Annotated in this window: 13 protein-coding genes and 1 pseudogene; 10 read left to right on the forward strand and 4 right to left on the reverse strand. The window is 59.2% G+C overall.

What is annotated here, in order from left to right:
- The first annotated feature begins 23 nt into the window (after positions 1–23).
- The 9 genes and pseudogenes from YY7_RS0102605 to YY7_RS57740 all read left to right on the forward strand — a co-directional run bounded on the left by YY7_RS0102605 (position 24) and on the right by YY7_RS57740 (position 5,703).
- Entirely contained in the window at positions 24–815 is a 792-nt protein-coding gene (locus YY7_RS0102605; RefSeq protein WP_028161863.1) for an SDR family NAD(P)-dependent oxidoreductase, read from the forward strand.
- Between the two features lie 143 nt (positions 816–958).
- Complete coding sequence (locus YY7_RS64325; RefSeq protein WP_283806983.1) at positions 959–1,198, forward strand: SDR family NAD(P)-dependent oxidoreductase; 240 nt, start codon at positions 959–961, stop codon at positions 1,196–1,198.
- Positions 1,131–1,763, forward strand: coding sequence for an SDR family NAD(P)-dependent oxidoreductase (locus tag YY7_RS50445; protein ID WP_283806984.1), 633 nt, complete (start codon positions 1,131–1,133; stop codon positions 1,761–1,763). Before YY7_RS64325 ends, YY7_RS50445 begins: the two co-directional genes overlap by 68 nt.
- Before the next feature lie 217 nt (positions 1,764–1,980).
- Positions 1,981–2,730, forward strand: coding sequence for an SDR family NAD(P)-dependent oxidoreductase (locus YY7_RS0102615; protein ID WP_028161864.1), 750 nt, complete (start codon positions 1,981–1,983; stop codon positions 2,728–2,730).
- Between the two features lie 81 nt (positions 2,731–2,811).
- Positions 2,812–3,912, forward strand: a complete 1,101-nt coding sequence (locus YY7_RS50450; RefSeq protein ID WP_245287169.1) for a sigma-70 family RNA polymerase sigma factor — start codon at positions 2,812–2,814, stop codon at positions 3,910–3,912.
- A 171-nt stretch (positions 3,913–4,083) separates the two neighbouring features.
- A pseudogene (locus YY7_RS64965) lies at positions 4,084–4,310 on the forward strand (aldehyde dehydrogenase family protein); the annotation flags it as partial.
- Positions 4,311–4,394: 84 nt separating this feature from the next.
- Complete coding sequence (locus YY7_RS50455; protein WP_035689091.1) at positions 4,395–4,724, forward strand: ArsR/SmtB family transcription factor; 330 nt, start codon at positions 4,395–4,397, stop codon at positions 4,722–4,724.
- Positions 4,721–5,185, forward strand: coding sequence for an SRPBCC family protein (locus YY7_RS0102635; protein WP_028161867.1), 465 nt, complete (start codon positions 4,721–4,723; stop codon positions 5,183–5,185). Before YY7_RS50455 ends, YY7_RS0102635 begins: the two co-directional genes overlap by 4 nt.
- Positions 5,186–5,289: 104 nt before the next feature.
- On the forward strand, positions 5,290–5,703 hold the full coding sequence (locus tag YY7_RS57740) for a GFA family protein (RefSeq protein ID WP_080663549.1): 414 nt from the start codon (positions 5,290–5,292) through the stop codon (positions 5,701–5,703).
- A 565-nt stretch (positions 5,704–6,268) separates the two neighbouring features.
- Here YY7_RS57740 and YY7_RS0102645 read toward each other — a convergent pair.
- Positions 6,269–7,291 carry a zinc-binding alcohol dehydrogenase family protein gene (locus YY7_RS0102645; RefSeq protein ID WP_028161868.1) on the reverse strand — a complete coding sequence of 341 codons (1,023 nt, stop codon included), beginning with the start codon at positions 7,289–7,291 and terminating at the stop codon, positions 6,269–6,271.
- A gap of 103 nt (positions 7,292–7,394) precedes the next feature.
- Here YY7_RS0102645 and YY7_RS0102650 point away from each other — a divergent pair, with 103 nt between their 5' ends.
- On the forward strand, positions 7,395–7,778 hold the full coding sequence (locus tag YY7_RS0102650) for a winged helix-turn-helix transcriptional regulator (protein WP_028161869.1): 384 nt from the start codon (positions 7,395–7,397) through the stop codon (positions 7,776–7,778).
- 502 nt (positions 7,779–8,280) lie between these two features.
- On the opposite strand, the gene YY7_RS0102655 is transcribed toward YY7_RS0102650, so the two are convergent.
- The 3 genes from YY7_RS0102655 to YY7_RS50460 are packed head-to-tail and all read right to left on the reverse strand — an operon-like array spanning position 8,281 to position 11,798.
- The gene (locus YY7_RS0102655) at positions 8,281–9,258 is read right to left on the reverse strand and encodes a hypothetical protein (RefSeq protein WP_028161870.1); all 978 of its coding nucleotides are present in this window, start codon (positions 9,256–9,258) and stop codon (positions 8,281–8,283) included.
- The gene (locus YY7_RS0102660; RefSeq protein ID WP_028161871.1) at positions 9,239–10,300 is read right to left on the reverse strand and encodes a hypothetical protein; all 1,062 of its coding nucleotides are present in this window, start codon (positions 10,298–10,300) and stop codon (positions 9,239–9,241) included. Before YY7_RS0102660 ends, YY7_RS0102655 begins: the two co-directional genes overlap by 20 nt.
- A gap of 40 nt (positions 10,301–10,340) precedes the next feature.
- Complete coding sequence (locus YY7_RS50460; protein ID WP_051396467.1) at positions 10,341–11,798, reverse strand: FAD/NAD(P)-binding protein; 1,458 nt, start codon at positions 11,796–11,798, stop codon at positions 10,341–10,343.
- Position 11,799 lies beyond the last annotated feature (1 nt).

Below are 11,799 nucleotides of genomic sequence, written 5' to 3' on the forward strand. Positions count from 1 at the left end.
AGAGAACGAGCAGGAACACAGAGATGATGCTGAAGGACAAGGTTGCAGTGATCTACGGGGCTGGAGGCGCGGTTGGGGGCGCTGTCGCGCGCGCTTTTGCACGCGAAGGAGCCAAGCTATTTCTCACCGCCCGCAATCGCGCTTCGGTTGAAGCCGTCGCAAAGGAAATCGCTTTTGATGGCGTCGCGGTCCAAACGGCAGAAGTTGATGCTCTCGAGGAGGGGGCGATCAGCCGTCATCTCCAGTCGGTCATTGACGAGGCCGGTCGTATTGACATCTCTTTCAATGCCGTCGGGATCCCGAATACCAATTTGCAGGGGGTGCCTCTGGTCGATCTCGCGCTGGACCAGTTCTCGCGGCCAATCGTGACTTACACGGAAACGTACCTTTTGACCGCGCGGCAGGCTGCCCGCTGGATGGTTAAAAGAAAATCAGGTGTGATCATGACGGTCACCTCAACCCCCTCGCGAACCGGCATTCCGATGATGGGCGGGGTCGGTCCGGCCATGGCCGCCGTAGAAGCGCTCACCCGGAACTTTTCTGCCGAACTTGCGCGCGATGGCGTTCGAGTGGTTGGTCTTCGACCGCTCGGCATGCCGGACTCTGGTACGATTAGAGAAGTCTACGGCCTTCATGCCAAAGCATGGGGAATTTCCTGGGACCAGTTCCACGATTTGATCGCGAGCAGAACCCACACGCGTCGGCTGACGACCCTTGCTGAGATGGCAAACGCGGCTGCTTTCATCGCCTCCGATCAGGCGAGCGCGATGACTGGTACTATCGTTAACATGAGTCTGGGAGCCCTCGACGACTAGCGTCCTGCTTCGAATCTGCCAGCGTGGTCGTGCCGTTCGACCGCTCAATCCGGGCGGTCGGCGGACGATGGTTGATCTGTTCTCGACTGCGATTTGTCGTATCGCGCCCCTCCGAGCGGGGCACAGTTTACTGAGGGGTATCCATGAAACTCACTGGTCGCACAATCCTCATCACCGGAGGTTCTGCCGGCATTGGTCTTGCGTTCGCGCTTAAGTTCGTCGAGCTCGGTAACCAGGTTATCGTGACGGGTCGGCGCAAGGCCGTGCTCGACCAAGTGAAGCTACAGTATCCGAAAATACAAACGATCCAGAGCGATGTCGCCGATCCAGCTCAGATTGCCTGCACTTGCTGCACGCGTGAAGGAGGATTTCCCGCAGCTTGACGTGCTAATGAACAACGCCGGTATTAGCCTTTATAAGAACCTCAAGGGCACAGCGGCCGACATTGCTGGTTTGACGGTGGAGCTAAACGTCAACGCGGGTGGCGTGATCAGGATGACTTCCGCCTTCATCGACATGCTAAAGGCTAACAAAGGTACGCTCATCAACGTGTCTTCTGCCTTGGCATTCGTGCCCTTGCCATGCTTGCCGATATATTGCGCGACCAAGGCGGCGATCCACTCGTACACCCAATCGCTTCGCTTCCAGTTGGAGGAGACTGGTGTGGAGGTCATCGAACTCATGCCTCCGGCGGTCAAGACCGAGATGACGGCTGACCTTCGGGAAGACGATGGCATCACCATGATCACAACCGAACAGCTCGTGAAACAATCATTTGACGGGTTCAAAGCAGGCGTTCCCGAGATCCGGCCGGGGCAGTCGAAGCAGCTCGCATTCATGCGGCGGCTCGCGCCGAATTTTATCAACGGACAGCTCTGGAAGGCTTCCAGAAAACTGGTGCCTGCGGGAGTTAATGACTCCAAGCCAACGCGTCTATCTTACACTTGACGCATGCGTGGCCGCCGGCGGGTAATCTAAAGCGCGCCTGAGCCGAAGTTCTTCTGCGAGCTGTTTGGAAGGCTCCCAAAGGCGTGGTGGCTTGGAGATGCGTATCACTCAGTAGGCCCACCTGCGAAAAAAGATGACACCACCGATGAATTTCGGTCGTCGAGCCGGTCTTACTTATCGTCAGGCAGACATAAACGCCCAACGCTAGGAGAGTAGCATGCATGCATTGACGGGCAAGGACGTCGTGGTGATCGGAGGTAGCCGAGGCGTGGGGCGCCGTATCGTGGAGGCAGCTCACGGCAACGGCGCGCGCGTGCTTGCTGTTGCTCGGCAGGAGGAGCCCCTCAAGCAGTTGCAACAAGAACTGTCTGACGTCCAGATCATGTCGCTCGACGCAACGGGCGAGGATGCGCCCCGCAAAATATTCGACGTCCGCCAGCCGAGCGTCCTTGCCATTTGTGCCGGAGCTTTCCCGCCCGCCGCCCCACTCCATGAGCAGAGCTGGCAGGAGTTCGGGAGAAATTGGGAGGCTGATGTCCGGATAGCTTTTAACTTCTGTAAAGCAGCAATATTGCGCCCGTTGCCCTTAGGGACCAAGATCATTCTGGTGTCGAGCGGCGCTGCTCTCGCAGGATCCCCAAACTCGGGAGGATACGCTGGCGCCAAGCGAACGCAGATGTTTATCGCAAACTATGCACAGAAGGAATCGGACCGTCTCGGGCTTGAGTTGCGGTTCATATCGTTAGCGCCGCGCATCATGCCGGATACGGACTTAGGAAGGCATGCGATCGCTGGTTATTCTCGCTATCTCGGCATATCGCCCGCGGACTTCGTGCGGAGTATGGCCTCTCCGCCGACGTCATCGCACGTGGCGACCGCATTTATCGAGTTAGCCGCAAATCCTGGGCCTATCGAGGGAAATACGTTCATCGTGTCAGGCCGGGGGCTCGAAGAAGTGCCTCAATGACCCCGGCTGGCGCTCGATATCAGCGTTCATTGCGCAGGCACAGTCTTCGAAGAGTGTATTCTGGCTGTCAGGACTTGAAGGATGTTGTCCGAATGCAAATATCCAGCTGCAATGCCAGCAACTGAAGCACCAAACTCAAAGGGAGAGTTGAATCGCCCCGACGATGCGTTTGGACGGCGCATTGAGCCCTTTCGCCGAGAGCTTAAATTGCATTGCTATCGGATGCTTGGGTCCGTCCACGAAGCCGAGGACGCAGTCCAGGATACACTCTTGCGGGCTTGGCGCGGCTTTGATCGATTTGAGGGGCGAGGATCTTTCCGGGCGTGGCTGTATCAAATTGCAACGAACGTATGCCTGAATACTCTCGCAGCTCGAAAGAATGCTCCGCGCCTCCTCCCTAACGAATTGCTGCCTGCGGCGGGCATGCGCATGCCGGACGGTACGTCGGTTACGGACGTGCCGTGGCTAGAACCGTATCCGGACTCGTTCCTTGAGGGCATTGATGAGACGGCAAATCCCGAGGCGCGATATCTATCGCGGGAAGCTGTCCAACTCGCCTTCGTTGCCGTAATACAGGGCTTGCCTCCCCGTCAGCGAGCTGCGCTTCTGTTGTGTGACGTGCTGGGTTGGTCTGCGAATGAGGCTGCTACTCTCCTTGGAGGCTCAACAGCTTCGATCAACAGTATCTTGCAGCGGGCGCGCGAGACGCTTTCTAAGCGCTACCCCGATGGTCGCCCAGCAGCGTCGCGCTCGCCAAATCCGTTTGAGCAGGAACTTCTAAGTCGTTACTTGAACGCCTGGGAGCGGCTCGACGTCGACGGTCTTGTGGCTCTGCTTAAAGAGGACGCGACTTACACGATGCCGCCGAAAGCACAATGGTACGCCGGTCGCACGGCTGTCGGTAATTTCTTCGAATGGGCATGGAGAGCTTACGAGAGCTTTCGCCTAGTTCCAACGGCCGCTAACAATCAGCCCGCGTTCGCGGCATACTCTCGTGCCAGCAGCGAAGCGCCTTGGACCGCACATTCGATCCATGTTCTTACGGTCGAGAACGGCGCCATTTCCACATTGACGCTCTTCGCAAAGCCCCTAGCGCAAAGTTTGTTTTCGGTCTTCGATCTTCCTCACATCATCCCCATCGTAACCGATGATTTTCCGAATCGAGACCAGAACCCGTATTAGGCGGCGGACGAGATCAGCCGGGCGGTCAGAGCAAGAAGGTGGCGCTTGGACGAGCGCTGATCCTCGGCACGCTACGTGTTATATTGGATGAACCGTTCCAACGGCTCGCGCCCGCACTGGCGCAGCGATGCGCTGAGGCACTTCGCCGGCGTCGCTCGCGAGACAAACCTGTTCGCTGCGCTGACGAAGGAGGCCGGTATACCCGACGGCATCTTCAGCGTGGTTACAGGTTTTGGGCCTGAGATCGGCAGCGAATTGATCGCGCATCCAGGCGTCGCCAGTATCACGTTTACCGGCTCGGATGCGACAGGTGCGAAAGTCTACGAGAGGGCGGCGCGCAGTCTGAAGCGCGTGTCGCTCGAACTGGGCGAGAAGTCCCAAATATCGTCTTCGAAGAACGCGTGCAAGCGATCGCTGGCCGAAGGCATCGGTGCCATTAATTAGCATTGACTAATGAATTAGTCTTCGCTAATGATTTCTTTATGCAAGTTGCCACCCCCATCGATGCCGTGATGCGCGCCCTTGCTGATCCAACCCGGCGAGCCGTGTTCGAGCGGGTGATCAGCACCGGTGAGATTAGCGTAGTCGAACTGACGCGGGAGAGTGGGGTAACGCAAGGCGCCGTCTCCCAACATTTGAAAGCCTTGAAGCAGGCTGGTCTGGTCGCCGAACGACCCGAGGGTCGAAAGGTCTACTATCGCGCCCAACCGGAGGGCCTCGCTCCACTTTTCGATTGGATGAGCCATTACGGCGTCTTCTGGCGCAATCGGTTCGCCAATCTTCGTACCCTCCTGAAGGAGATTGATCCATGACTGGCGCCGAATTGAAGCCCGACACGCAGGAGATTGTGGTTGACCAGGTTTTCCCGCATGGGCCTGAGACAATCTGGAAGACGCTGACAAATGGCGAGCTGATGAGCCGCTGGATAATGGCGCCGACGGGATTCGAGCCGGTAGAGGGCAAGCATTTTACATTCCAGACAAAACCGGCCGGTGCCTGGGATGGTACCATTCATTGTCAAGTGCTGGAGGTGAAGCGCAACGAACGCCTCACCTATGCTTGGAAGGGCGGGCACGAGGGGAATGTCGGATACGGCTCACTGCTGAATACAGTGGTCACATGGACGCTTTCGAGGGCCGAGAACGGAACGCGCCTTCGACTTGTCCATTCCGGCTTCGTCCTGCCAAGGAATGATACGGCTTACAAGAACATGGGCGAAGGCTGGAAAAAGGTTCTCAAGAACATCGGCAGCACTGCCGACGAGCAGGCTTGAGTGCGCAGAAGGCAATCGTCCTCGCGCACCCAGAACGGATGAGGAGGTTTGATGCTCCTTAAATTTTGTTTGCGCCAACGGCCATCCTATGAAGGTGGGAAGACATGAACGAGCCCTATACCGGTGGGTGCGCCTGCGGCGCGATCCGCTACAAAATGTCCGCCGAACCCGTAATGATGACCGATTGCCAGTGTCGTCAATGCCAGCGTGAAAGCGGCACGGGGCACTTATCGCACCTGATCTTTCCGCGCTCGGCTACGAGCATCCAAGGAGAAGCGACGCATTGGGAGTTGGTCGGTGATAGTGGCACCGTCAAAATACGCGCCTTCTGCCCCACCTGCGGATCACCGGTCTACGCGACGTTTCGCGACATACCAGATTACGTAGTTGTGCGCGCCGGGAGTCTTGATGATCCTAGTCGGTATAGGCCACAACAGGTCACATGGACGGCAGCTGGCTATGCTTGGGACCACCTCGATTCAGCTCTTCCGAAATTCGAAAAAATGCCCCCAGCGTGACACATGGGGTGCCTGCCTATGATCCCAGGGGAGCGGTCCGAATACTGGGTGTCGGTCCATTGACTGATGAGGAAAAACGCTCCTCGAATGACGAAGCAAGGCAGAAACTGTGAAGTTAGACGAGATCGACCACCAGACCGGCCTGTACTGTGCCTTCGGTGCTCTCATTGCTGATGGAGAAATTTCTGACCTCCGCATAGCCCTGTGGGACGTTGGCGACTATCTTGCTTATCTCGGCTTTCACTGCACTAACGGCCATCCCGCCCCAGGATCAGCAGGCTTGGTGCATGGCTATGCGGGTCCACCCGCCTGGAGGAGGAAGCGGACGTCATCGAATTTGACCGCGTACTTGCGCTGCCGACGGCTGGACGAAGGGCGCAGCTCGTCGACGATTGCAAACGCGAGGCGAAGTATCCATGTTATTGGAGGTCGCGTGCCGGACAGTTGGTTTGTTGGATTGCCGACTCATGGCCCGCCTTGCGGGCCATGATCATTACACGTAAGAACAGTCAGCGTGACCGCCGGGGATTTCGCCGCGATCGGGCTGCAGCGAAATGACCTCGGGTCATGGGGCGCAAAGTCGGTCGAGAACAACCTTTCCCAGCATGCGGCCGCTCTCAACCAGCGCGTGTGCCTCCCGAAGTGAGGTGGGCGTGAGCGGGCCGAGCTCCGTCGTTGCCGTCGAGCGCAGGACGCCGGCTTCGGTGAGCGAGGAGATTTCATCAAGGATCTTATGGTGGGCAATCATGTCGGCGCCACCGAAATGCTGCCGCGTCACCACATCCTCCCAATGCAACGATGCGCTCTTGGGCCGCAGAGGCGCGGCGTCGAGGGATGCGTGATTGGTGATCACGCCGATCTTGCCTCCTGGTGCAATGATCTTGGTGATCGCGGTCCAGTGCAGGTCCGTCTGATTGAGGGCGGCGATGTAGGTGATGTCCGGCGCGTCAATTCTAGCGAGCTCGTCTGTCATCGACTGCGAATGATCGATCACGTGGTGGGCGCCAAGCGAGAGGCACCAGTCACGGCTCTCGGGACGTGAAGCGGTGGCGATCACGGTTAGTCCGGAGAGGCGCCGTGCGAGCTGGATCAGCATCGAGCCGACGCCACCGGCGCCACCAATGATCAGCAATCCGCCCGCATCGTGTTGCTTTCCCAAGCCAACGCCAAGGCGGTGAAACAGCAATTCCCACGCCGTGAGCGACGTGAGGGGCAGAGCCGCCGCCTGCGCAAAGCTGAGCCGCGCCGGCTTGCGGCCGACGAGGCGTTCGTCGACGGCGTGGAACTCGGCATTACCGCCGGGCCGGCTCAGACTGCCGGAATAGAAGACCTCGTCGCCAGGGCGAAAAATTGTGACCTCGCTTCCGACATCGACGACGATACCAGCAACGTCCCAACCAAGGATATCGACGGCGTCGCCCATCAAGACCTGACCGAGACGGATCTTGGTGTCGACAGGGTTGACGGAGACGCCGCATACTGAGACCAGGAGGTCACGAGGACCCGGGACAGGATCCTTCTTGTCGGCGATCGTGAAGCACTGAGGATCGGACAGGGCGGCGCCTGGACGGTAAGTGATAGCTTGCATGTAGTTTTCCCTCGACGCTGATCTGTCGGAGAAATCGTTACGTAGCTCGTCTTTGCTAGCACGGTCATTTGGCGTACTAGGTTTCCGAAAGGGAACTATCGGTATGAAGATCAAGCACTATTCAGACGTGCCGGGGTGCCCGGTGGAGGTGACCCTCGATCTCATCGACGGGCGCTGGAAAGGCGTCATGCTCTTCCATCTGCTTGATGCGGGATGCCTGCGGTTCAACGCGCTTCATCGTCGCCTGCCCGGCATTACGCAGCGGCTCCTGACCAAGCAGCTTCGTGAGCTCGAGGAGGTCGGGCTGGTTCTACGGACCGTCTATGCCGAGGTCCCTCCACGAGTGGAGTATCGCTTGACTGAGGAAGGCGAAAGCCTGAGGCCCCTCGTCGAAATGCTCTCGAAATGGGGACAAGAAAGACTGAACCGGCAACGCGCGAAACAAGCCCGCGCGCCGCTACTTTGCTCGAACAAAGCTCGCTCGTAAATGCAGGGCATAAGTCCCGAGCGAGGGTCATCTTTGAGCATGGATTGCGTCAATCAGTCACTTACCACACGAATCAGCGCTAGCGGGATTTGCTTCGAGCTCATCGCAGAACTGGCGCGCGCGAGATCAGCAGGTCATCCGCCCGGCTTCTTCCAGCCGCGACGATACGCTCCGGGCGAAATCACGCCTCAAATCGCGTCATGATCGAATGTCGGTGGCGGTGGTTGCCTGTCCGGGATTCGGACCCGCGAACTATCTTGAGCGGCGATGAATCGCGCAGGAACGGAGGCTCTTGGCGGTCTTTCAACGCGCGCCTCGCGAGTAAAGCGACCCTCCGGTAGGAAAACAGGCTTCCGAAATAGTGGGTTTAGCGACGTGGCGGACGGACCTCCGGTACATGCTCTGCCAAACGACGATGTTCTGCCATCCGGCGTGCTCAGTGCAAGGCGCGCTCCGAGGCGAGTGGCGCGGGCAATATCCCGATGCGTCCCTCTACGAATTACTAAGTGGTAAGGAGATCTGGTTGCGGAAAGAACTCCTCGGGCAAAAGCTGTCTGGAGATCAGGCCATCCTCGAACATGTAGCGGCTGACAACGTCGAGCGTTGAGCGATTCTTTGCGAGGCCAACCGGCCAGTAGTCGCTGCCGAGCTGCTGCTCAGTGAACATCAGGTTCTCGAGCTGCCACGGCAGCATCGTACTCAGCGCCGCCGAATCGAACAGTCGCTCTCTGGCGATCGCTTGAGCCTTGGCGAAACCATCGAACACGGCCATCGCCAGGCCCGGGTTGGACTCGGCGATGGTTCGCTTGATGGCGATGAGGTGCATGGGTGGAAAAATCCCGGTCTTGGAGAAATACGCGAGCTCTGCCTTCATGGGATTTTCGAACAGGCGGGTCACCATAGGAGTGCGCCAGGTGCTCGGTGCCCGCGCGGTGTATAAAGCGTCGATTTCGCCCTCCGCCAGCAAGACGGCGAGGCTCTTGTCGTTCCTTTGCTCGTGCTTGAAGCGGTCGGGATAGAATTGCGGATGCTCGTCGCCACTGCGGGTGCTTTCCAGGCCACCCGACACGTAGATCGGCGAGGTGCGCGGCAGTCCGAAATAATCCTGAAAGATGCCGCGCAGCCAGACGGCGGCGGCCATGTCGAACACGGGCACGCCGATGCGCTTGCCGGCGAGATCGGCTGGTGTCCTGATCCGCTTTGACGTGTTGACGAAGACGTTCGAGAAGCGGAAGTGTCGCGAGGGAAACACCGGCACCGCCACATAAGGCCGCTCCGGGCGTTCGAGCGACCTCAGATAGGAAGTGATCGGAAATTCGCAGCAGTCGAAGGTATGTTCCGTCAACTGCTTGTTGAACAGCGCTTGCACGCCCATCAACGTCACGTCGGCTTCGACGCCGGCGATCGATACTTCACCGTTCGCGATCGGTCGGGTGCGATCGGAATCGCTGAGCCCTATTTTAAGAGACAAGGCTGCCATATTTTCTGCTTTCTTCGACGTCGAGGTGGTTGGAGGCCAGCCGTTTGACGAGAACGTCGAGCAGCTCCGGCAATGCGAGCGGCGTCGCATTGGCGCCGCCGCGTGCGTAGATGGCGGTTGCCTTCGAGATGTCGATCCCCAGCCGCTGCGACAGGCGCTGAACGGCCAGCTTGCAGTCGTCCGGCATCGGCAGGCAGGCGATCTTCTGCCCTGCGGCAAGAAGATCGTTGGCACCGATCAGTTCGAGGCGCCTGCTTCCGACCTTGCGCGAGGTCGTGACGTGGTGAGCGGCGCGCTCGCCGCGCGACAGAACGAAGCTGCGATGGGTGAGGCCCGGCGCGACCCATGAAATAATGTCGCTATAGTGATGGCCGATCCGCGCGACGACGTCAGCCAGGATGCGTGCCATTTCGTTGTGCATCATGACATAGTGCCGGCGCTCTTCGTCGCCCCATTTCCAGCGGGTCGCCGTGACTTGCACTGCGGTCGAGTCCGCCCTCCAGGGCGACACGGCATTGCCCCTGTTCTCGAACAGGCCGGGATCGTCATAGGCTACCGCCGGCGAAGGTTTTCCGCGATATTCGACGATATGCTCGTAGGGGACGACGGCCATAGGCTCCGAGATCACCATTCGGTGCAGCACCGTGCCGCTGTCATTGGCGAGCGGCGAGAGATTCAAGACTTCCAGCGAAAATGGAGATTCGAGGCGAGCCTGCAATTCCTGCGGAAGATATGTGCGCTTCGTCGGACGGAAGCCTTCATCCAGCAGCCGCTGGTTGATCGCCATATGTTCGGTCGAAAACGGATACGGCTTGGTCTTGGTGCAGGGCATGAACAGCAGCACGTGACGGCGCGCCGACGGCAGCTCAGGCTGATATTCGTTCTGGATGAACTGCAGCCATTCCGCGATGCGCGGATGCTTCAGCGAGTCGACATTGTCCTGCGGACTGTAAAGACAAAGCGTTCGGTCGAGCTCGAAGGGGCTCTGTATCTTCAGCGTTGACTCCAGAATGCGCTTGGATCGGTCCTCGACGCTCACCATGGCAATGTATTCCTTGTAGCCTTGCAGGGGCGGGTATCACTCATGCGACGTTTCCCCGAGTTTCGCGCTCAAGCAGAGCAGCGGGGTCAAGCTCTTGTTCGTCGTAGTCGAGAAGCGACTGGAGATAGGCGTCGGCGTCCTCAACGAACAGGTTGCGGCTGATGCCCGCGGCGATACGATCGAGGCCGAACTTGAGCGCGGAGATGCCGGCGGAGCAGGCAAGGCTCGGCATCGCCGCAAACGTGTAGCTGAAGATGTTGGCGAGATAGGGCGCCGATCCCGCGACCTTCTCGGTGAATTGGAAACTGGGTGACAGATAAGGGTAGGCGCCGAGTTGCGGATGCTCGTCGCCGGCCGGCGGCTGATAGCGATCGGACCAGCGCGCGATCTTGTCATGGAAGCGGGCCAATTCCGGCCGCGTGGCGAGATCGACGGTGAATCCGGTGCCAACGATCAGGAAATCGAAGCTCTCCGTTCGCCCCGAACTGTTCAGCGAAATCTTCCCGGCATCGAAGCCGACGCGCTCAAGCTGATAGCCGAGCTGCACGAAGAAATTGCCGTGACGAACGCAGCGGTCGAACGTGTCCTGCGGAGGCGGCTGGTTCATGTCGAAGATGATCTTCATGAAGCGCCATTTGCGAGCGTCATCGAGGTCGCCGAAATGGCGCAGGAAGCCAGCGAACTCCATCCACCGATTGGGATTGACGGTCGGAAGCTTTTTTCTCCGAGCGAGCAGATGGACCGAGGCCGCGCCGTTCTCGAGCGCCATGGCGGCGTTGTCGAACGCCGAGGCGCCGGCGCCGATGACGGCGACTTTCTTTCCGGCCAGTGCGGTAAAATCGATCGGCTCCGCTGTATGGGCGTAGCGCTCTCGCGGCAAAGCCTTCGCGATCACGTCGGGCACGGCCCATCGGCCAGATCCTTCGATTCCGGTGGCGAGCACCACGTTGCGGGCAAGCAGCCTCTCGGCCGCCCCGTTGACGCGCGCGTGCACCGCGAGCAGGCCATTGGCAAGCGGTTCGATATCGGTTACCTCGGCCCCGTTGCTCACTTCCATACCGATGGTGTTGCGTACCCAGCTCAGATAGGCCTGCCAGAGTTCGCGCGGGATCTTGTTCAATTCCTCCCAGGAGGTTTTGCCGTAGAGCGCTTCCCACCAGGCGCGGACCGAGAGGCTGGGAAGACCGAGATCCGGGCCGGTCACGGTTTTTGGTGTTCGCAATGTGTGCATGCGGGCAAATGTCAGCCACGGGCCTTCGAGACCTGCAGGATTTTTGTCGAGCACGCGAACGTTGGTCACCCGCTCGCGCAGAAGGCGGAAGGCGATCGAAGTTCCGCTTTGGCCGCCACCGACGATGACCGCGTCGTGCACGGGCTCGCCCTCGTGGCTATGGGGAATCGTCCATTGCCGGGCCGGGTAGCCGAGGCAATCCAGCTCAAAGCGAACGCGCCTTTCAAGTTCGAGCAGGGCGTCACTTGCTTGGTTCGTCGCAAGCATC

Source organism: Bradyrhizobium elkanii WSM2783 (assembly GCF_000472865.1).
In the GTDB taxonomy this organism is placed as follows: Bacteria; Pseudomonadota; Alphaproteobacteria; order Rhizobiales; family Xanthobacteraceae; genus Bradyrhizobium; species Bradyrhizobium elkanii_A.